This is a genomic window from Streptacidiphilus fuscans, assembly GCF_015690355.1.
Lineage (GTDB): Bacteria > Actinomycetota > Actinomycetes > Streptomycetales > Streptomycetaceae > Streptacidiphilus > Streptacidiphilus fuscans.
The window spans coordinates 252,795-273,830 of the sequence record NZ_JADPRT010000002.1 but is presented as its reverse complement, the minus strand read 5'-3'; the positions used below and the strand labels follow the sequence as shown (position 1 = coordinate 273,830).

The following is a 21,036-nucleotide window of genomic DNA, read 5'->3' as shown; positions in this document are numbered from 1 at the left end:
CCGTCGGCGGATTCCGCTGCGCTCTGTGTCGCGCTCCGCGTGAGATGGTCCTGCAGACCGTCCGGCACCGATTCCCCCAGCTCGTCGGCGTGTGCTGGGGACCATGGTGGCGCAACGTCGGAGCGTGCGGGCGTGGTACTGATGAACCCATGGGTACGCATGTGATCACCGGAGCGGGTTCCGGCATCGGCGCGGCGGTTGCCGCCAAGCTCAGCGAGCGCGGCGAGGAGCTGTGGCTCTTCGCCCGCGACGCGCGCCGTGCGGCGGAGCTGCGCGAGCAGTTCCCCGGCGCGCGCACGCTGGTCGGTGACCTCGGCCAGCCGGAGCGGCTGAGCTGGGCGCTGGGCCACCAGGAGCAGCCGCAGCGGATCGACTCGCTGCTGCACATCGCCGGCGTCGTCGAGCTCGGGCAGGTCGGGGACATGGGCGTCAAGGTGTGGCAGGAGACCATGGCGGTCAACCTGCTCGCTCCTGCCGAGCTGACCCGGCTGCTGCTGCCGACCGTCCGGGCGGCGCGCGGCCATGTCGTCTTCGTCAACTCCGGCGCGGGCCTGCGGGCGAGCGCCGAGTGGGGTGTCTACGCGGCATCGAAGTTCGGCCTGAAGGCGCTGGCCGACTCGCTGCGCGAGGAGGAGCACGGCAACGGCGTCCGCGTCACCACCGTCTACCCGGGCCGCACGGCCACACCGATGCAGGCCAAGGTGCACGCCCAGGAGGGGCGGGACTACGAGTCGGACGCGTGGATCGCGCCGGAGTCGGTGGCCACGGCCATCCTCACCGCGATCGACCTGCCACGTGACGCGGAGATCACCGACTTGTCTGTTCGGCCGGGCCGATGAGCGGCGAGCTGAGACGCAGCGAAGCGGAGTCGAAGCGAAGCGCGAAAGGAAAGAGGATGAGCGGCGAGTCGATCTTCCCTCCCCTCACCGGTCCTGCCGCGACCGGCATCGGCTCCATGCCCGGTACGGATGCCCGTGAGGCGGCCAAGACCGTCGCCGGCTCGCTGGAGGCGCTGCCGTACCTGCCGGAGCTGCCCGCGCGCGGACCGGGCGCCGACATGATCGGCCGCAGCCTCGGCCTGCTGGTCGAGCTCTACGCCCGGGTCGAACCGTCCGGCTGGCGCTTCGGCGACCACCCCGGCCGTGACACCCGCCGTGCCCACTCCTGGCTCGGTGAGGACCTGGACGCGCTCGAGGAGTTCACCCAGGAGCGCACCGGCCCGGTTAAGGTCCAGGCCGTCGGTCCGTTCACGCTGGCCGCGTCGGTGGAACTGCAGCGCGGCGAGAAGGCGTTGGCCGACCCCGGCGCGGTCCGCGACATCGCCGCCTCGTTGACCGAGGGCCTGCGGCTGCACCTGGCCGAGGTCCGCCGCCGCATCCCCGGTGCGGAGGTGCTGCTCCAGCTCGACGAGCCGTCGCTCCCCGCGGTCCTGGCCGGGACCGTGAAGACGGCCAGCGGCTGGCAGCGCCTGCGTGCGGTCGACCGCGGCGTCGCGCAGGAGGTCCTGCGCGACGTGATCGGCTCCCTCGACGCCCCGGTCGCGGTCCACAGCTGCGCGCCCGGCGTACCGATCGAGTTGCTGCGCCGCGCGGGCGCCTCGGCGGTGTCGCTGGACGCATCTCTGCTGACGGAGCGTGACGACGACGCGATCGGTGAGGGAGTGGAAGGAGGGACGGTCTTTCTGCTCGGTGTCGTGCCGTCCGCCGACCGAAAATTGTCAGACCCGGCCGGTAGTGTCAGCGGTGTGAGGACGTTGTGGCGGCGGCTGGGCCTGGACCCGGCGCTGCTGTCACGTTCCGTCGTGGTCACCCCGACCTGCGGCCTGGCCGGGGCGTCTCCGGCGTATGCGCGCACTGCGCTGTCACACAGCGTCATCGCGGCGCAGAGTCTGGCCGACAATCCTGAGTGAGGGGTGGACGGTGTCGTCGGAAAAGCTGGTGTCGCTGGAAGTGGATCGCGCACGGCACGCGCAGCTTGCCCAGGAGATCGAAGAGCACCGGTACCGGTACTACAACGAGGATGCTCCGACCGTCAGCGATGCCGAGTTCGACCTCCTCATGCGCGAGCTCGAGGGGATCGAGGATCGGCACCCCGAACTGCGCACGTCGGACTCGCCCACGCAGGTCGTCGGTGGGGAGACGACGGCCGAGTTCGCCAAGGTCGAGCACCTGGAGCGGATGCTCAGCCTCGACAATGCGTTCAACGATGAGGAGTTGGACGCCTGGGCGGAGCGCGTCGAGCGCGACCTCGCTGGCCAGGAGTTCCACTACCTGTGTGAGCTGAAGATCGACGGCCTCGCGGTCAACCTGACCTACGAGAACGGCGTCCTGGTGCGGGCGGCGACTCGTGGTACGGGCCGGATCGGCGACGACATCACCCCCAATGTGCGCACCATCAAGGAGATTCCGCACCGGCTGGCAGGGGAGAACCCGCCGGAGCTGGTTGAGATCCGTGGCGAGGTCTACTTCCCGATCGAGGACTTCGACGCGCTCAACATCGCCCGCGTGGCGGCCGGTGAGCCGCCTTATGCCAACCCCCGGAACTCCGCCTCGGGATCGTTGCGTCAGAAGGACCCGTCCGTTACGGCGTCCCGCCCCCTGCACATGATCGTGCACGGTATCGGGGCCCGGCGCGGCTTCGACATCGACTGCCAGTCGCATGCGTACGACTTGCTCCGGTCGTGGGGGCTGCCCACCGCCCGTCACAACGCGGTGGTGAGCACGCTCGACGAGGTCAAGGAGTTCATCAAGCGCTATGGCGAGCAGCGCCACAGCGTCGAGCACGAGATCGACGGCGTGGTCATCAAGGTCGACGAGATCGCGCTCCAGGGGCGGCTCGGGTCTACCTCCAGGGCACCCCGCTGGGCGATCGCCTGGAAGTACCCGCCGGAGGAGGTCAACGCCAAGCTCGACCGCATCCTGGTCGGGATCGGCCGGACCGGACGGGCCACGCCCTATGCGGTACTGGAGAAGCCGGTCAAGGTCGCCGGCTCCATGGTCCAGTACGCCACGCTCCACAACCAGGACGTGGTCAAGGCCAAGGGTGTGCTGATCGGGGACACCATCGTCATCCGCAAGGCGGGCGACGTGATCCCGGAGATCCTCGGCCCCGTCGTCGCGCTGCGCGACGGCTCGGAGCGGCCCTTCGTGATGCCGACCCACTGCCACGAGTGCGGTACCGAGCTGCGCCCCATGGCTGAGGGAGACAAGGACCTGCGCTGTCCCAACGCTCGTCACTGCCCGGCGCAGTTGCGCGAGCGCGTCGCCTTCCTCGGCAGCCGCGAGGGACTGGATATCGAGCATCTCGGCTACGTCGCCGCTGTAGCCCTCACCCAGCCGCTCGAACCGGCCATCCCGCCGATCGAGAACGAGGGCGACCTGTTCAACCTGACCGTCGACGACCTGCTGCCGATCAAGGCGTTGGTGCGCGATGCCAAGACGGGCCTGCCCAAGATCGACGAGGAGACGGGGGAGCAGAAGGTCGTCTCCTTCTTCGCGACGATCGCGGGCCAGCCGAAGAAGACCACCACCCAGATGCTGGAGAACCTGGAAGCGGCCAAGCAGCAGCCGCTCTGGCGGGTGCTCAACTCTCTCTCGATCCGTCGCGTAGGCCCGGTCGCCGCCCAGGCCCTCGCACGCGAGTTCCGGGATCTCGACCGGATCGCCAACGCAAGCGAGGAGGAACTCGCGGTGGTCGAGGGCGTCGGCCCCGGCATCGCCAAGGCCGTCGTCGACTGGTTCGCCGAGGACTGGCACCGCGAGATCATCGAGAAGTGGCGCGCGGCGGGCGTCCGCTTCGTCGACGAGGCCTCCGCGGAGGAGTCCGGTCCGCGCCCGCTGGAGGGGTTGACCGTCGTCGTCACCGGCACGCTTGCCGACCACACCCGCGACGGCGCGAAGGACGCGCTCCAGGCGCGCGGGGCGAAGGTGACCGGCTCGGTCTCGAAGAAGACCGACTTCGTGGTCGTCGGCGACAACCCCGGCTCCAAGTACGACAAGGCGGTCCAGCTGAAGTTGGCCATCCTCGACGACGCCGGCTTCGCCGTCCTCCTCTCCGACGGACCGGAGGCGGCCCGCGCGGCGGCGCTGCCCGTGGAGGAGTAACCCCCACCACGTTTCACGGCCGGGGGGAACGGCGGGCTGCTGTCCGACGTTCCCCTCTGGTGTCGGCTGGATGTCGCGCGCTGAGTGTCCGTCAGCATTGGTCTGCGTCGGCGGTCCGCTTCATGGTGAATTCGCATCACGTCACGTGAAGCGAACTGAAGAACGGTCATTGACGGACAAACAGGTCATTCAAGCCACTGATAGGACACCGGTCGGTCACAGGGCGTCCGATTGTCGCTCACATATGAGGGACGCGGCTTACGCTGGTTCCGACCCGGTCGATTTGGACCATTCGGTCCCCACGGGGCGAGCGGGGAAGCAAGAGGAACACCCATGGAGCGCACGTCCAGGCCTGACCGCGCCGGGCTTGCGGCCCGGGTTGCGATCTTCCTCGGCGTGGCCGTCGCCGGGGCGGCGCCGCTGGTGCCGCTGGCTCAGGTCGTCGGGCAGCACGAGCCGTTGCTGCTGCCGCTCTTCGTCGTGCCGGTGGCCGTGCTCTTCGCGGCGTGGTGGTTCGGACGGCAGCGGTTGCGCGAGGGGGTCACCGACCGGCTGACCGGCCTGCCCAACCGCTCCGGGCTGCGGCTGGCCGCCGCCCAGGCGGGCAACACGCGCGACCGGTACGGGCTGCTGCTGCTCGATCTGGACCGCTTCCGCTCGCTCAACGACACGCTCGGACACCTGGCCGGAGACCGGCTGCTGGTCCAGGTCGCCCGCAGGCTCCGCACGCTGGCCGCCGAGCACGGAGCGCTGGTGGCGCGCATGGGCGGGGACGAGTTCGCCGTGCTGGTGCCGGACCCGCCGCGTGAGTCCGCCGAACTGCTGCGGCTGGCCCGCGGGTTCACCGCGGGCGTGGCCGTGCCGATCCATGTGGACGGGCTGCAACTGGTGTTGGAGTCCAGCAGCGGCATCGCCGTCCTGCCCGACCACGCCCCGGACGCAGAATCGTTGCTGCGCCGCGCCGACATCGCGATGGCGCATGCCCAGCGCAGCCGGGCCGGAGTGGCCGTCTACCAGGCGGGCCAGGAGGAGGACACCCCGCTGCGGCTCGGCCTGCTGGGCGATCTGCGACGCGCGCTCGACCTGGGCGAGGTGCAGATCCACTACCAACCCAAGGTGGCCTTCGACGGCAGCGTCGTCGGCCTGGAGGCGCTGGTCCGCTGGTCACGCGCGGGGCGCGGGCCGGTGAGCCCGGAGGAGTTCGTCGGCCTGGCCGAGTCCAGCGGCTTGATGCCGCAGCTGACCGACTACGTCCTGGAGGCCGCCGTCTCGCAGCTGGCGAGCTGGCGGGAGGAGGGCATCTGGGTCAAGGTCGCGGTCAACGTCTCGCCCAGGGACGTGCTGCGTCCCGGGTTCGCGGTGGGCGTGGCCGACCGGCTGGCCCGGCACGGGGTTCCGGCGGACGCGCTCCAGCTGGAGATCACCGAGCGCCTGCTGCTGGAGGACGGCCAGCGGGCCGCCGAGACGCTGGAGGAGCTGCGCAAGCACGGCGTCGGCATGTCGCTGGACGACTTCGGCACCGGCTACTCCTCGCTGGTCCGGCTGCGCCGACTGCCGGTGGGTGAGCTCAAGATCGACCGGTCCTTCGTCAGCCGCATGGTCGCCGACGACCACGACGCCGCGGTGGTCCGCTGCTCGGTGCAGTTGGCGCACTCGCTCGGGCTGACCGTGGTCGCCGAGGGCGTCGAGGACGACGAGACCTGGGAGCGGCTCCAGGGGATGGGCTGCGACGCGGTCCAGGGCTGGCTGGTCTCTGCCGCCCTCCCGGCCGACCAGGCCACCGCGTGGCTGCGGACGCATGTGACGAGCGCGCACGCCTGACTGTTCGTGCGCATTCCTGAGCATTCGCTCAGTTGACCAGCGGGAACAGTTCTTTGACGAATCTTCAACGTTCTCGCTCTCCTCTGATGACCTGCGCATTCTCTGCGTGTGGCCGAAAAGTGTCGGCCGAAAAGCGTGTGATGTGGATCACTTATTCCTTGACCGTGTACATGCTAGATTGCAGCGCGTTCGAGGAATTCCTCGGGCGTGCCATTCATGTCTGTGTATCCGGGAGGTTCTCATGGTTGAGGTCACGGAGCAGTCGAACGAATACATGCCGCCGGCGCTTGTCGAGGTCGGAGAGTTCAACGAGGACACCCTCGGTGGACTGGGAACCGTGCCGGACTGGTTCTTCAACATGAACTGGTAGTCACGGCTGTCCTCCGCACACCGTGCGGAATGGTGGCGCAGGCCGGATCACCATTCCCCCCGCCGGCCTGCGTCACCGTCCGGTGTGCGGCGCATTGTCGAATGACTGTGCAACTTCCCGAACGTCCCTGCGACTTGAACGGTGGTGGCGGCAAGAGATGGGTCCCGGCTTCATGGTCCTGCCCGACTGCCCCGGCGCGCAGGAGATCATCGCGGAACACGTGGCGGCGGGCGCACAGGTCGTCCCGCACGCCTCGGGGCGCCCCTGGTTGGTGGGGAGTTGGACGCCCAGCGCGGTGACGCTCGCCGCCGCCGGTTCGACGCTCCTCGCGGTGATCGGCCGCTGCCCGTTGCCCGTAGGGGAGTTGGAGCAGTTGGCGGGCCGTATCCAGCGCCTTTCCGACGCCGGACGCGTCCTTGCTCCGCTCCGCGGGTCCTGCCACCTCGCCCTGTCCCTCCCCGGACGCGTGCGCCTCCACGGCAGCGCCTCCGGACTCCGGCGCGTCTTCCGTACCCAGGTTGCCGGCGTCACCGTCGCCGCGGACCGCGCCGACCTGCTCGCCGCGCTGACCGACGCGCCGCTGGACGCGCAGACCCTCGCCCTGCGCGTCGCCTGCGGCCTGCAACTGCCGTACCCCGCTAATGCCGTGACGATGTGGTCGGGAATCACTGCGGTGGCTCCCGAAAACGCCGTCGAGTGGGACGGTAGCCAGGTCAGGGAAATCACGTGGTGGAAAGCGCCCGAACCCGTCCTCGACCTCTCGGAAGGCGCCGAAGTCGTCCGTGAGGCGCTTCTCGCCGCGACCGCCGGAATGCGGCCGGAAAGCGGGCGACTGAGCACCGATCTCTCGGGCGGAATGGATTCCACCTCGCTCGCTTTTCTCACCGCACGCGAGGTCCCCGACCTGCTGACCTTCCGTTGGGGAGAGGCGGAGTCGGGAAACGACGACGCGCAGTTCGCGGAATTCGCGCGGAAGGAACTCGACCGCGCGGACCATCTCGTGGTCCCGCAGGACGAGTTACCGGACATGTTCGCCGCGCCCGGAGCGCCGGTCCCCGGCGATCTGCCCAGCCCGCTGACCCGCGCCACCGCCCGGATCCGGCACAGCGCCGCGCTGTTGGCCGGTCACGGTTCCGTCCGGCACCTGGCCGGACACGGCGGTGACGAGCTGTTCTGCCCGATGCCCGGCTACCTCCACGGCCTGCTGCGCCGCCGCCCGCTCACCGCGGTGCGCCACGTCCGCGCGCACTGCGCGCTGCGCCGCTGGCCGCTCCGTCCCACCCTGGGCGAACTGCTCCGCCCCGGAACCGTCACCGGCTGGTGGACCGAGCAGGCCGAGCGGTTGACCGACCCGCGACCGCCCCGGCGGCTCCCTCCGCTCGGCTGGGGCCTCGGCCCGATGCGCGCGCCGTCCTGGGTCACCCCCGACGCGGCGGACCTCGCCCGCACCGCGCTGCGCGACACCGCCGAGCACGCCGTGCCGCTGGCCGACGACATCGGCGCGCATCAGACGCTGCTGGTCGTCCGCTCCAACACGGTCACCTACCGCCTCCTCAGCGGGCTCTACGCCGAACACGGCATCGAGCTGGAGTCGCCGTACCTGGACGACCGGGTGCTCGACGCCGTACTGCGCGTCCGCCCGTACGAGCACGCGGGGCCCTGGCGGTTCAAGCCCCTGCTGACCGAGGCGGTCGCCGGGCTGGTCCCGGAGCAGGTGCGCAACCGCACCACCAAGGGCGAGTTCGGCGAGGACGTCCGCCGCGGTCTGCGCCGCCACCTCCCGGCGGTGCTGGAGCTGCTGGGGCCGGACTCGGAGCTCGCCTCCCGCGGCCTGATCGACCCGTTCGAGCTGCGCGCCCGCCTGACGGGTCCTCAGGCGGACAACGCCGCGGTCCAGGCGCTGGAGAACCTCCTCGGCTGCGAGAGCTGGCTGCGCGCGGCCCACCGTCCGACCACCGGTTCCGCCCTCTCCGCCCTTTCCGCCGTCTCCAGCCCTTCCGCCGCAGCCCAGGAGGCCTGACCCGTGCGACTCCACCCCGACGTCTCGATGACCGACACCGACGACGGCACGGTCCTGCTGCACGGCCGCACCGGCCGCTACTGGCAGCTCAACACCACCGGCCGCGAGGTCCTCCGGGGCCTGCTCGCCGGGCGCGCCCCGACCGAGCTCGCCACCATGCTGGCGGCGGCACACGGCATCAGCGCCGAGCGCGCGAAGGCCGACGTCAAGGCGGTCCTGGGCCAGCTGGCCACGGCGGAGCTGATGCTGCCGTGAGCGTGCAGATGTCACTCGACCACCGCGAGGCGCTGCCGCTGTGGCGCCGCCCGGCACCGCTGCTCGCCGTCGGTGCCGCTCGCGTACTGGCGCGGGTCAAGCCCGCGACGCTGCGGAAGGTACTGGAGTTCACCCGCCGCGGCGCGGACGCCGCGACGACGGATCAGGCAGCGGCGGCGCGGGAGCAGGTCGTGGCCGTGAGCGCGCGCTGCGCGGGCAACAACTGCCTCCAGCGGTCGATCGCCTCAGCGCTGTTGTGCCGCGTGCGCGGCACCTGGCCGACGTGGTGCACGGGGGTGCGCACGCACCCGTTCGCGGCACACGCGTGGATCCAGGTGGACGGCGAGCCGATCGGCGAACCCCACCCGGCGGGCTTCTTTCACCCGCTCCTCGCGGTCGAGCCGAAGAGGTAGTTGCACTACCCAGGGGCGCGGGGAACTGCGCGAGAAACCACTGATGTGCGGATGACCCTGCGCGTTCGGGGCTCCACTCGCGTGGGTGGCTTGTCGCGCAGTTCCTCGCGCCCCTGGCGGTGCAACCACCTGCGGGAGCGTCGGTGACCCGTCGCGCCCACGCGGCGGAGCCGCACATCAGCAGAGCCTCGCGCCCCTGGATAGTGCACCTTCCCAGCGCCCGGAACGCTGAAGTCCCACCACCGGAATAGTGCGCGCAGCGCTTCCCTGACCTCCGTAGGATGGGGACACCTCCGTGTCAATAGACTCGGCCAGGTCCGTTTCCTTCACCCACCAGAGGATCGCTGCATGCCTGGCATTACGCGCGAGGAGGTCGCCCACCTCGCCCGGCTGTCGCGGCTGGAGCTCAAGAGCGAAGAGCTTGACCACTTCGCCGAGCAGCTGAACGACATCGTGGACGCGGTCGCCCGCGTCAGCGAGATCGCCGCCGAAGACGTCCCGCCGACCTCGCACCCGCTGCCGCTGACCAACGTCATGCGCGCCGACGAGGTCCGCCCCTCGCTCAGCCCCGACGAGGTGCTGGCCGCCGCGCCCGCCGCGGAAGAGCAGCGCTTCCGTGTCCCCCAGATCCTCGGGGAGGACTGAGAACCGTGGCCGACCTGATCCACTACACCGCCGCCGAGACCGCCGAGGCCATCGCCTCCGGCACGGTCTCCGCCGTCGAGGTCGCGCAGGCGCACCTGGACCGCATCAACGCCGTGGACGAGAAGGTGCACGCCTTCCTCCACGTCGACACCGAAGGTGCCCTCGCAGCCGCCCGCGCCGTGGACGAGAAGCGCGCCGCAGGCGAGGAGCTCGGCCCGCTGGCCGGCGTCCCGCTCGCGTTGAAGGACGTCTTCACCACCCGCGGCGTGCCGACCACCGCCGGGTCGAAGATGCTCGAGGGCTGGCGTCCGCCGTACGACGCGACCGTCACCCGCCGCCTCAAGGAGGCGGGCGTGGTGATCCTCGGCAAGACCAACATGGACGAGTTCGCCATGGGGTCCTCCACCGAGAACTCCGCCTACGGCCCGACCGGCAACCCCTGGGACCTCTCCAGGATCCCGGGCGGCTCCGGCGGTGGCTCCGCCGCCGCGCTCGCCGCGTACGAGGCGCCGCTGGCCATCGGCACCGACACCGGCGGCTCGATCCGCCAGCCGGGCGCCGTCACCGGCACCGTCGGCGTCAAGCCGACCTACGGCAGTGTCTCCCGCTACGGCCTGATCGCCTTCTCGTCCTCGCTGGACCAGGGCGGTCCCTGCGCCCGTACGGTCCTGGACGCGGCGCTGCTGCACGAGGCCATCGCCGGGCACGACCCGATGGACTCGACCTCGATCAACGCCCCCGTCCCGCAGGTCGTGGCCGCCGCCCGTCAGGCGGACGTCAAGGGCATGCGCGTCGGCGTGGTCACGGAGTTCGGCGGCGAGGGCTACCAGCCGGGCGTGATGCAGCGCTTCCACGAGTCGGTGGAACTGCTCCGTTCGCTGGGCGCCGAGATCGTCGAGATCTCCTGCCCGTCCTTCACCTACGCGCTCCCGGCGTACTACCTGATCGCGCCGTCCGAGTGCTCCTCCAACCTGGCCCGCTTCGACGCGATGCGCTACGGCCTGCGCGTTGGCGACGACGGCAACCGCTCGGCGGAGGAGGTCACCGCGCTGACCCGCGAGGCCGGCTTCGGTCCCGAGGTCAAGCGCCGCATCATGCTCGGCACCTACGCGCTGAGCTCGGGCTACTACGACGCCTACTACGGCTCGGCCCAGAAGGTCCGGACGCTGATCACCCGCGACTTCGACCGCGCCTTCGCGGACGTCGACGTGCTGATCTCGCCGACCACGCCGACCACCGCCTTCCCGATCGGCGAGCGCGCCGACGACCCGATGGCGATGTACCTGGCGGACCTGTGCACCATTCCGTCGAACCTGGCGGGCAATGCGGCCATGTCGGTCCCCGTGGGGCTGGCTCCGGAGGACAATCTCCCGGTCGGCCTGCAGATCATCGCCCCCGCGCTGGCCGACGACCGGCTGTACCGCGTGGGTGCGGCGGTCGAGGCGGCACTCAACGAGAAGTGGGGACACCCCCTGCTGGAGGAGGCACCGGCACTATGAGCAAGCTCGAAGCGGCCAAAGGCTTTAAGCACACCAAGCCGGGCCTGATGGTGGGCATCGGCGGCAGCGCCTTCGGTGCCTTCGGCATCGTCAAGGACCTGAAGAAGGCCCGCGCCGAGGCCGACACCCTCAAGCTGATCAACGCTGCCGTGGGCGCCCTCGCCCTGGTGACCAGCACCCTGCTGCTCGTCCGCGAGCTGCGCCAGCTGGGCCGGGACGACGTACTCGCCGACTGACCGACCGCAAGCCACACCCTGAAAGGACGCCTTTGTGAGCGTCATTGACCTGGTCCCGTACGAGGAGGCCCTGGCCTCGTACGACCCGGTGATGGGCCTTGAGGTCCACGTCGAGCTGGGTACCAAGACCAAGATGTTCTGTGGTTGTTCGACCGCGCTGGGCGCGGACCCGAACACCCAGGTCTGCCCGACCTGCCTGGGGCTGCCGGGCTCGCTGCCGGTCGTCAACGCGATCGGCGTGGAGTCGGCGATCCGCATCGGTCTCGCGCTGAACTGCGAGATCGCCGAGTGGTGCCGCTTCGCCCGGAAGAACTACTTCTATCCGGACATGCCGAAGAACTTCCAGACCTCCCAGTACGACGAGCCGATCGCCTTCAACGGCTACCTCGACGTCCAGTTGGAGGACGGCGAGGTCTTCCGCGTGGAGATCGAGCGCGCCCACATGGAGGAGGACACCGGCAAGTCCACCCACGTCGGTGGTGCCACGGGCCGTATCCACGGTGCCGAGTACTCGCTGCTGGACTACAACCGGGCCGGCATCCCGCTGATCGAGATCGTCACCAAGCCGATCGAGGGCGCGGGCGACCGCGCGCCCGAGGTGGCCCGCGCCTACGTGGCGGAGCTGCGTGAGCTGATCCGTGCCCTCGGTGTGTCCGAGGCCCGCATGGAGATGGGCCAGATGCGCTGCGACGTCAACCTGTCGCTGATGCCCAAGGGCGCCATGAAGTTCGGCACCCGCAGCGAGACCAAGAACGTCAACTCGCTGCGCAGCGTCGAGCGCGCGGCCCGGTTCGAGATCCAGCGGCACGCCGCGGTCCTGAACGAGGGCGGCACGATCGTCCAGGAGACGCGCCACTTCCACGAGGAGAACGGCTCCACCACCTCGGGCCGGATCAAGGAGGAGGCGGAGGACTACCGCTACTTCCCCGAGCCGGACCTGGTCCCGGTCGCACCCTCGCGCGAGTGGGTCGAGCAGCTCCGCGGCGAGCTGCCGGAGCTGCCGCGGGTCCGCCGCCAGCGGCTGCAGCAGGAGTGGGGCATCTCTGAGGCCGAGATGCAGTCCGCGCTCAACGCGGGCGCCATCGACCTGATCCTGGAGACGATCGCCGCAGGCGCCCCGTCCGACCAGGCCCGCAAGTGGTGGATGGGCGAGCTGGCCCGCCGCTCCAACGAGGACGGCGTCGAGCTCGGTGCGCTGCCGATCACCCCGGCCCAGGTGGCCCGGGTCTCGGCGCTGGTGGCCGAGGGCAAGCTGAACGACAAGCTGGCCCGTCAGGTGATCGAGGGCGTGCTGGCCGGCGAGGGTGAGCCGGACGAGGTCGTCGCCAAGCGCGGCCTGGCCGTCGTCTCGGACGACTCCGCGCTCACCGCCGCGATCGACGCCGCGCTCGCGGCGCAGCCGGACGTGGCCGACAAGATCCGCTCGGGCAAGTTCGCCGCGGCGGGCGCGCTGGTCGGCGCGGTCATGAAGGCCACCCGTGGCCAGGCCGACGCGGCCCGGGTCAAGGAGCTGATCTTCGAGAAGCTCGGCGTGACGCCTGAGTAGACCCCCGGGTCCATCGCGCTCCGCGTCTAAGGACCTCGCCGCCTAAGGCCCTGCGTCTTAGGCCGAACGGACCGCCGTTCTGAGTACTCATCGGGTACTCGGGGCGGCGGTCCGTCGTTTCTAAGGACCTCCGGTGGATCAAGATCGGGCATGCGCCCCATGTGGGAGACCCCACTGGGAGAGGAGATTGGACATCGTCAAGGGGGCGTCCCCGGACAGACCACTCACAGGGGAGAACGACGATGTTCGAGTTCCAGATGATCCAGGCCCGCCAGGACGAGCTGATCGCCGCCGCCGACCAGCACCGACTGGCTCGCGAGGCGATGCGGGCCAACCGCAGCAACCGCAGCACCAAGGACCGGGGGGCGGGTGAGTCGCGTCGGAGCCGCAGGGGCTCGGTACGCGACGTCCTCCACTCGGTTGCCCGCTAAATAACAGCTGATCAGCCCGGAGATGTGCCATGCTGCCGAGCGTGGAGCGGATATCTGTCAGTCCCGTGTTCATCGGACGCGGATCGGAGATGGCCGCCCTCACCCAGGCGTTGCAGCGAGCTGACGGGGGACAGCCGCAGGTACTGCTGATCGGGGGAGAGGCGGGGGTAGGTAAGACCAGGCTGCTGGAGGAGTTCCAGCACGCCGCCGAGGCGCGGGGGGCTTCGGTGGCGGTCGGGGGATGCCTGGAGATCGGCGCGGAGGGCCTGCCCTACGCGCCGTTCGCCACCGTCCTGCGGCGGTTGCACCGCGGCGAGCTCGGGCCCGGGCTCGAACTCGCCGCGGTCGGCCGGGAGAGCAGCCTGGCCCGGCTGCTGCCCGACATGCTGCCGGACATGAGCGACGCGCCGGCCGAGTCGCACGACGAGTACGCCCGGGCGCGGCTCTTCGACCACACCGCGCAGCTCTTCGAGCAGCTCACGGCCGAGCGCACGCTCGTCCTCGCGGTCGAGGACCTGCACTGGTCCGACCGCTCGACCAGGGAGCTCTTCGCCTTCCTGGTGCGCACCCTGCACCGGGCGCGGCTGGTGCTGCTCGGCACCTACCGCACCGACGACCTGCACCGACGTCACCCGGTCCGGCCCTACCTGGCCGAGCTGGAGCGGCTGCGCACCGTCCAGCGGCTCGAACTGCCGCGTCTGGCCCAGCGCGAGGTGGCCCGTCAGCTGGCCGGAATCCTCAGCCCGTCCCGGCCCTCCGCCGAGCTGGTCCAGAAGATCTTCCGCCGCTCCGAGGGGAACCCGTTCTTCGTCGAGGAGTTGGCCGTCTCCCACCAGCAGGGCTGCAGCACGGGGCTCACCGACTCGCTGCGCGACCTGCTGCTGGTGCGGATGGAGGCGCTGCCCGAGGAGACCCAGACGATGCTGCGCGTGCTCGCGGCCGGGGGTTCCCGCGTCGAGCACGGCCTGCTGGCCGCGGTCCTCGAATCGGCCGGGGTGCTGGACGAGGACGAGCTGATCGACGCCCTGCGCACCGCCGTCGGCGCCAACATCATCCAGCCCACCTCCGACGGCGACGGTTACCGTTTCCGGCACGCCCTGGTACGGGAGGCGGTCAGCGACGACCTGATGCCGGGGGAGTGCACCCGGATCAACCGCCGCTACGCCATGGCCCTGGAGGCCGACCCGCCCCTGGTCTCCGCCGACCAGCGCTCGGCCCGGCTCGCGGGCTACTGGTACTGCGCCCACGACGCCGCCCGCGCCGTCCCCGCCGTGCTCAACGCCGGCCGCGAGGCCCGCCGCCGCAACGCCTTCGCCGAGCAACTGCGGATGCTGGACCGCGCCTTGGAGCTGTGGGACGACGTCCCTGACGAGGTCCGCGCCACGCTGCGCGACTACGACCGCGCCGACGAGAGCTACCCGTCCTGCAGCTGCGACCACGACGACTGCGGCGCTGACTGCGGCGCGATCCAGCTGATCGACCTGCTGGCCGAGGCCACGGTCGCGGCCCGGCTCAGCGGGGAGACGGACCGCGGCCTGCGCTACACCAAGCGCGCGTTGCGCCTGCTCGACGAGCAGCGCACCCCGGAACGCGCCGCCTGGTTCCGGCTGGCCCGCGCGCGGGCGCTGCGCTACGACCGCGGCTCACGCCCGCACGAGGACCTGCAGGGAGCGCTCGAACTGCTCGAAGGCCGCAAGCCGAGCGCGGTCCTGGCCGAACTGCTGCACCGTCAGGCCGCCGACGGGATGCTGAGCGCCCCGCGCCGGGAGCACCTTGACACCGCCCGCCGCGCGGCCGAGATCGCCGAACAGGTCGGCGCGACGTCCGTGCTCCTGCACGCCCGGCTGACCCTGGGCGTGCTGCACTGTGCCTTCGGCGAGCTGGAGACCGGCGCGGCGCTGCTCGCCGAGGTCCAGGAACAGGCAGAAGCCTCCGACGACATGGACCTGCGGTCGCGCGTCTACACCAACCTCTCCAGCCACCACGAGCTCCAGGGCCGCTCGCGTCGCGCGATCGAGGTGGCCCGCACCGGGCTGGCCGTGATCCGTGCCAACGGCATGGCCGGGTACGCGGGCACGATCATCCTGGGCAACCTGGCCGAGCCGCTGATCTCGCTGGGCGAGCTGGACGAGGCCGCCCAACTCCTGGCCGAGGAGCCCGACTGGTCCGGGCAGCGCGCCCATCGCGACTTCATGGAGCGGCTCCGCGGCGAGATCGCCTACCTGCGCGGAGACCTGGTCACCGCGACCGAGCACCTCGCCGAGGCCCGTCGTCCGGGAACGGTCTGGCAGCCGCAGAAGTACCTGCCGGTCACGCTGCTGGCGATGCGGATCGCCGCCGCGCAGGGCCGCTACGCCGACGCGCGGGCGGAACTGCTGACGCTGCTGGAGGCCGGACGCGCCGAGGGCCACGACCGCTCCTGGTGGGCCCTGTTGGCGACGGCCGCCGGGGTCGAGGCGGACGCCCGCCACCTGCCGACGATGGCCGCGGGCCGGGCGGAGATCCTCGCCCGGATCCGGGAGGTCGCCGCGGGGCTGGCCCAGGGCGTGCCGCTGTACGAGGGCTGGTCGGCGGTCCTCACCGCGGAGTTGGCCCGCGCGGAGGGCACGGCCGGGGTCGCGGACTGGCGCCGCGCGGCCGACGCGCTGTCCCAGCTGGAGTGCCCGTTCCCGCGCGACCTCGCCCTGCTGCGCCTCGCCGAGGCGTACGCGGCGACCGGCGAGAAGGCCGCGGCGAGCGCGGCGGCCCGCGAGTCCGCAGCGCTGGCCTGCCGCCACGGCGACCAGCTGATGCAGCGCGAACTGCGCAGCCTCGCGGAGCGGGCCCGGCTGAGCCTGGACGCTGCCGCGTCGGAGGCCGGGCCGGAGCCGGACGACACGTTCCAGGACGCGTTCCACCTGACCCCCCGGGAGCGGGACGTCCTGAAACTGCTCGCCCTGGGACGGACGAACCGTCAGATCGCGGAGGAGCTGTTCATCTCGCCGAAGACGGCGAGCGTGCACGTCTCGAACATTCTCGCCAAGCTGGAGGTCACGGGCCGTGGCGAGGCGGCAGCCGTCGCCCACCGGCTTCGCCTGGTGCCGGCGGGATAGTTGCACTACCAGGGGCGCGGGGCTCTGCGCGAGTAACCACCCTGTGCGGATGGCCCTGCTCGTTCGGTGCTCTACCTGCGTGGGTGGCTTGTCGCGCAGTTCCCCGCGCCCCCAGATAGTGCAACTTCCCCAGCTGCAGAAGCATCGCGCCCCTGGACGCTCCGGAAGCACTCCGTTGTCGGAGGCTAGGCTCGCCGTATGAGCGCTCGTTACCTGCTTCCGTACGCCCCCGACGATCTCGCCCCGCTTCCGGCGGGCCTCGCAGAGAGCGTGCTCGTCTGGGACGGGGACAGCCCCGCGCCCGCGGCCGAAGCGCTGGCAGGTGTCGAGTTCTTCTGCCTCCCGTACATGCGCCACCCCGTGGCCCTCCGTCTCATCCCGAGCCTTCCCGCCCTGCGGGTGGTGCAGACGCTCACCGCCGGGATGGACGACGTGCTGCCGCACGTGCCCGCCGGGGTGACCGCGTGCAACGCGCGCGGGCTGCACGACGCGAGCACCGCCGAGCTCGCGGTGACGCTGATCCTGGCCTCGCTGCGCGGGATCCCGCGCTTCACCCGGCTCCAGGCCGAAGGCCGTTGGTCGCAGGAGTTCCACCAGTCGCTCGCCGACAAGAACGTGCTGATCCTGGGGCACGGTTCCATCGGCCGCGCGCTCGCCGCGCGTCTCGCGCCGTTCGAGTGCGCCGTCATGCCCGTCGCCCGGACCGCGCGCCCCGACGAGGGCGTGCACGCCGTCGCCGAGCTGCCGACGCTGCTTCCGGCCGCCGACGTGGTCGTCCTGCTCACGCCGCTCACGCCCGAGACGCGGCACCTCGTCGACGCCTCGTTTCTGGCGCGGATGAAGGACGGTGCGCTGCTCGTCAACGTCGCGCGCGGTCCCGTCGTGGACACCGACGCACTGCTCAAGGAGCTGACCGCGCAGCGGCTCTACGCCGCGCTCGACGTGACCGACCCGGAGCCGCTGCCCGCCGACCATCCGCTGTGGCACGCGCCGGGAACGTTGATCACCCCTCATGTCGGCGGTCCCAGCTCGGCGTTCCTGCCGCGGGCCAAGCGCCTGCTCCGGGCGCAGGTGCTGCGTTACGCGGGCGGGGAGGCCTTGGCCAACGTCATTCCTATGGTCTGAACCACCGGAACGATCCCCTCGCGCAACCATGCGCCCCCGGCGTGCGCCCACGGCTTCTCCTTGTTTTGCGCACGCACCGCCCGCTTTCGTCCGAATCGGGTACAGCTACCTCGTCACTCGCCATTACTCTGAGTTGAGTGTGCATGTCTCTGAGTGACGACTGTGGTGTAGGTTCCCGACCGGGAGACCCGGTACGGAGTTGTCCGCCCCGCTGGTCCGATCGCACCCGGGGCCGGAGGGGGATTGCCCATGCTGAGCACTGACACGTTGCCGCCTGGCTCCTGGACCGAGGAGCGCTGGTCGAGCGCCGGACGCTCCGGCTTCCCGGGGCCGCCGGGGCGGGCGGGTACGGCGACGGCCGCGCTCTCCCCGTTCGCCTACGGAGACCCAGCGTACGGAGACCCCGCGTACCGAGCCGCGCACCCGGGGTTCGACGACGTCGTGGCCGATCCCGCCACGGCGCACCCGCACCTCCCGGAGTCGCTGCGGCTGTCCCAGGCCGCGGCCCGGCTGCCGCGGATACTGATCATGTTGGTCTGCCTGGTGTACCTGGCGGGCGCCGCCTACGGCTGGGGGTCCCAGAGCCTGGCCGACTTCATGGGCGACTTCGGCCTGGCCGGAGCCGCGCTGACCGCGTCGGTCTCCTGCTTCGCCTACGGCCTGGCGTCCGGGGGGCGCAGCCGCCCCGCCTGGCTCTGCTTCGGCCTCAGCTCACTGATGGTCGCCGTCGGCAACGGCATCTGGGGGTGGTACGAGTGTGTCCTGGCGCGTACCCTGCCGTCGCCGTCGATCGCCGACTACGCGTTCCTCTTCTTCGCCCCGCCCGCCATCCTGGGCCTGCTGCTGCTCGCCAACCGCCCGCGTAACGCCGCCGGTTGGCTCTGCCTGGCGCTGGACGGCTGGCTGATCGCCGGGTCCCTGCTGACGCTGAGCTGGAGCCTGGCCTTGGGCCGCACCGCCGCGGGCGACCAGCACAGCCCGCTGCGGCTGGCGATGGGCCTCGCCTACCCGGTGCTGGACATCCTGCTGATCAGCATGGTCCTCGGGCTGCGGTTCCGGCGTCCCGACAGCAACCGGGCGGCGGTGCACACAGCCATAGTGGGCCTCGCGCTGACGGTGCTCTGCGACGCCGTCTTCACCAGCCAGTCCTTCCAGGACACCTACCACTCCGGCGAACTGCTCGACGCGGGCTGGTTCTGCGGATCGATGCTGCTCGCCTGGGCGCCCTGGGCCGGTGGCGGCCGGTCGAGCACACAACCTGCCCAGGGCACGCTGCGCCGCCCCCGCGTCGCGTCCACCTTCAGCGCGCTCACCCCGTACGCGGCGACCGGCGTCTGCACTGTCGGGCTGCTCTACAACGCGCTCGGGCAGCACCATCTGGACCGGTTCGTGCTGGTGGTCAGCTGCACCGTGGTGATCGCGCTGATCCTGCGGCAGGGCGTCATGCTGCTCGACAACCTGTCCCTGGCACAGAAGCTGAGCCACCAGGAGAACCACTTCCGCTCGCTGGTGCAGGGGTCCAGCGACGTCATCATGATCGCCGACCCGGACGGCGTGCTCCGCTACGTCAGTCCGGCCGCCGCCGGCGTCTACGGGCGTCCCGCCGAGGAGTTGGTCGGCACCCTGCTGCCGGAGATGGTCCATCCCGACGACCTCGGCCATGTGCTCTGGGAGGTGCAGCGCTACCTGGCCAAGGCCCCGGCCGAGCCCACCGCCCGGATCGAGTGCCGGGTGCGCTCGGGCTCGGGAGGCTGGCTCGACGTCGAGTCGACCGTCAACCGCTACCGTGACGGGCTGATCTTCAACTGCCGCGACGTCTCCGAACGCGTACGGCTCCAGGCGCAGTTGGAGCACAACGCGTTCCACGACGCGCTCACCGACCTGCCCAACCGCGCGCTCTTCCTGCAGCGCAGCCGCAGCGCGCTGGCGGCCACCTCGGAGAGTCGGCCCGAGGTGGCCGTGCTCTTCGTCGACCTGGACGGCTTCAAGGCGGTCAACGACACCGCCGGGCACCAGGTCGGCGACGAGCTGCTGATCCAGGCCGCGCGCCGGCTCAAGGAGGCGGTCCGTTCCGGCGACACCGTCGCCCGGCTCGGCGGTGACGAATTCGCGGTGCTGCTGGTCGGTGAGGTCGACCGGGACCAGGCCTTCGCCGTCGCCGAACGGCTGCGGGTCGCCGTCTCCGCGCCGTACCAGGTCGGCAACGAGGAGCACGCGGTCGCCGCCAGCATCGGCATCGCCTTCGCCGACGCGGAGGCCACCCCTGAGGGCGCGGCCGACCTGCTGCGCAGCGCGGACCTGGCCATGTACCAGGCCAAGCGCCGCGGCAAGGACCGGGTCAGCGAGTACTCGCCGGAGCTCCGCACCGAGCTGCGCCGCCGCACGGAGCTGGACCAGCGACTGCGCGTCGCGGTGCGCGAGGGCGAGTTCGCGCTGCTGCACCAGCCCGTCGTCGACCTGGCCGACGGCGCGGTCACCGGTCTTGCCGTGCAGGCACGTTGGCGCTCGGCACAGGGGCAGGTGCTCACCCCCGCCGAGTTCCTGCACGCCTCCGGCGGCGGTGAGCGCGCGGTGCGGTTCGCCCGTTGGACGGTCGACCACGCGCTGCGGCAGGCGGCCGAGCGCGAGGTGGACCTGCCGGTCTCGGTGCGACTCCCCGCGCGCGTGGTCGCCGCGCCGGGGCTCTTCGAGGCCGTCGAGACGTCCCTGCGGCGGACCGGACTGCCGCCCGCGCGCCTGCACATCGAGCTGGCCGACGGTGGCGGGGTCGGCTCGGTCGGAGGGGTCGGCGGAGTCGGCGGGGGAGTGCCGGACGGTCGTGCCCACGGTTTCGACGACCTGGTGCAGCGCCTGAACCAGCTCAAGCGCCTCGGTGTCGGCGTGGTGCTGGACGGGTTCGGCGGCACCACCCCGCTCAGCGGGCTGCGCAGGTTGCCGGTCGACGCGCTCAAGCTGGAGCGCGGCGTGGTCGACGGACTGCCCCACTCGGCCTTTCTGCGCACCCTGGCCGGGTCCGTCCTGCGGGTCGGTCAGGAGCTCGGCCTGGACACGGTGGCCGAGGGCGTGGACACGCCCGCCCAGGCCGAACTGCTCCGCGAACTGGGCTGCACACACGGCCTTGGAGGCTGCTTCGGCGAGCCGATGAACGAGTCCGACCTGGCGAAACTCCTGGCAAATGGGCCGTTCGGGGGTGTTCCTGGCGCACGGGTGTCCGACGGAGGTATCGCATGATGAGACACGATCCCGATCGGCTTGACACCCCACGGGCCGTCGGAGGAAGGTCGTCAGCATGCGCACCCGACTTCTCGTAATTGGCGGGCGCGTCGGCTGATTCGGGAGTGATTCCCGAGCAGGAAGTGCCGACGCGCCACCCCTCGCATGCCCACACTGGGCACGAGGGGTTTTTTGTTGCCGCAGGGCAGCGCGCGTGGCGTACCGCCAAGACCACCACTCCGAGAACTCCGAGCAGTCCCGATAGGA

Annotated in this window: 15 protein-coding genes and 1 pseudogene; all 16 read left to right on the top strand. The window is 71.1% G+C overall.

What is annotated here, in order from left to right; all coding sequences use genetic code 11:
- Positions 1–149: 149 nt before the first annotated feature.
- The 16 genes and pseudogenes from I2501_RS04930 to I2501_RS04855 all read left to right on the top strand — a co-directional run bounded on the left by I2501_RS04930 (position 150) and on the right by I2501_RS04855 (position 20,787).
- Positions 150–839 carry an SDR family oxidoreductase gene (locus I2501_RS04930; protein ID WP_196192573.1) on the top strand — a complete coding sequence of 230 codons (690 nt, stop codon included), beginning with the start codon at positions 150–152 and terminating at the stop codon, positions 837–839.
- 56 nt (positions 840–895) lie between these two features.
- Positions 896–1,909 carry a methionine synthase gene (locus I2501_RS04925; protein ID WP_196192572.1) on the top strand — a complete coding sequence of 338 codons (1,014 nt, stop codon included), beginning with the start codon at positions 896–898 and terminating at the stop codon, positions 1,907–1,909.
- A 40-nt stretch (positions 1,910–1,949) separates the two neighbouring features.
- Positions 1,950–4,103, top strand: a complete 2,154-nt coding sequence (gene ligA, locus I2501_RS04920) for an NAD-dependent DNA ligase LigA (protein WP_328806203.1) — start codon at positions 1,950–1,952, stop codon at positions 4,101–4,103.
- Between the two features lie 351 nt (positions 4,104–4,454).
- A pseudogene (locus I2501_RS04915) lies at positions 4,455–5,924 on the top strand (putative bifunctional diguanylate cyclase/phosphodiesterase); the annotation flags it as partial.
- 241 nt (positions 5,925–6,165) lie between these two features.
- Positions 6,166–6,294, top strand: a complete 129-nt coding sequence (locus I2501_RS04910; RefSeq protein ID WP_196192569.1) for a lasso RiPP family leader peptide-containing protein — start codon at positions 6,166–6,168, stop codon at positions 6,292–6,294.
- A 157-nt stretch (positions 6,295–6,451) separates the two neighbouring features.
- Positions 6,452–8,314, top strand: coding sequence for a lasso peptide isopeptide bond-forming cyclase (locus I2501_RS04905; RefSeq protein WP_328806202.1), 1,863 nt, complete (start codon positions 6,452–6,454; stop codon positions 8,312–8,314).
- 3 nt (positions 8,315–8,317) lie between these two features.
- Entirely contained in the window at positions 8,318–8,569 is a 252-nt protein-coding gene (locus I2501_RS04900; RefSeq protein WP_328806201.1) for a lasso peptide biosynthesis PqqD family chaperone, read from the top strand.
- A complete protein-coding gene (locus I2501_RS04895) occupies positions 8,566–8,982 on the top strand; it encodes a lasso peptide biosynthesis B2 protein (RefSeq protein ID WP_328806199.1) in 417 nt (138 codons plus the stop codon). The genes I2501_RS04900 and I2501_RS04895 overlap by 4 nt, the downstream gene beginning before the upstream one ends.
- A gap of 348 nt (positions 8,983–9,330) precedes the next feature.
- Positions 9,331–9,627 (top strand): Asp-tRNA(Asn)/Glu-tRNA(Gln) amidotransferase subunit GatC, encoded by a 297-nt coding sequence (gene gatC / locus I2501_RS04890; protein WP_042429343.1) that lies wholly within the window; start codon positions 9,331–9,333, stop codon positions 9,625–9,627.
- 5 nt (positions 9,628–9,632) lie between these two features.
- Entirely contained in the window at positions 9,633–11,126 is a 1,494-nt protein-coding gene (gene gatA, locus I2501_RS04885) for an Asp-tRNA(Asn)/Glu-tRNA(Gln) amidotransferase subunit GatA (RefSeq protein WP_196192568.1), read from the top strand.
- Complete coding sequence (locus I2501_RS04880; RefSeq protein WP_196192567.1) at positions 11,123–11,362, top strand: hypothetical protein; 240 nt, start codon at positions 11,123–11,125, stop codon at positions 11,360–11,362. The genes gatA and I2501_RS04880 overlap by 4 nt, the downstream gene beginning before the upstream one ends.
- Positions 11,363–11,396: 34 nt before the next feature.
- Positions 11,397–12,908 (top strand): Asp-tRNA(Asn)/Glu-tRNA(Gln) amidotransferase subunit GatB, encoded by a 1,512-nt coding sequence (gene gatB, locus I2501_RS04875; RefSeq protein ID WP_196192566.1) that lies wholly within the window; start codon positions 11,397–11,399, stop codon positions 12,906–12,908.
- A gap of 242 nt (positions 12,909–13,150) precedes the next feature.
- Positions 13,151–13,339 carry a hypothetical protein gene (locus tag I2501_RS04870; protein ID WP_196192565.1) on the top strand — a complete coding sequence of 63 codons (189 nt, stop codon included), beginning with the start codon at positions 13,151–13,153 and terminating at the stop codon, positions 13,337–13,339.
- Between the two features lie 29 nt (positions 13,340–13,368).
- Positions 13,369–16,431 (top strand): helix-turn-helix transcriptional regulator, encoded by a 3,063-nt coding sequence (locus I2501_RS04865; protein ID WP_196192564.1) that lies wholly within the window; start codon positions 13,369–13,371, stop codon positions 16,429–16,431.
- A 198-nt stretch (positions 16,432–16,629) separates the two neighbouring features.
- A complete protein-coding gene (locus I2501_RS04860) occupies positions 16,630–17,556 on the top strand; it encodes a 2-hydroxyacid dehydrogenase (RefSeq protein ID WP_196192563.1) in 927 nt (308 codons plus the stop codon).
- Positions 17,557–17,805: 249 nt separating this feature from the next.
- The gene (locus tag I2501_RS04855; RefSeq protein WP_236045874.1) at positions 17,806–20,787 is read left to right on the top strand and encodes a putative bifunctional diguanylate cyclase/phosphodiesterase; all 2,982 of its coding nucleotides are present in this window, start codon (positions 17,806–17,808) and stop codon (positions 20,785–20,787) included.
- The last annotated feature ends 249 nt before the right edge of the window (positions 20,788–21,036 follow it).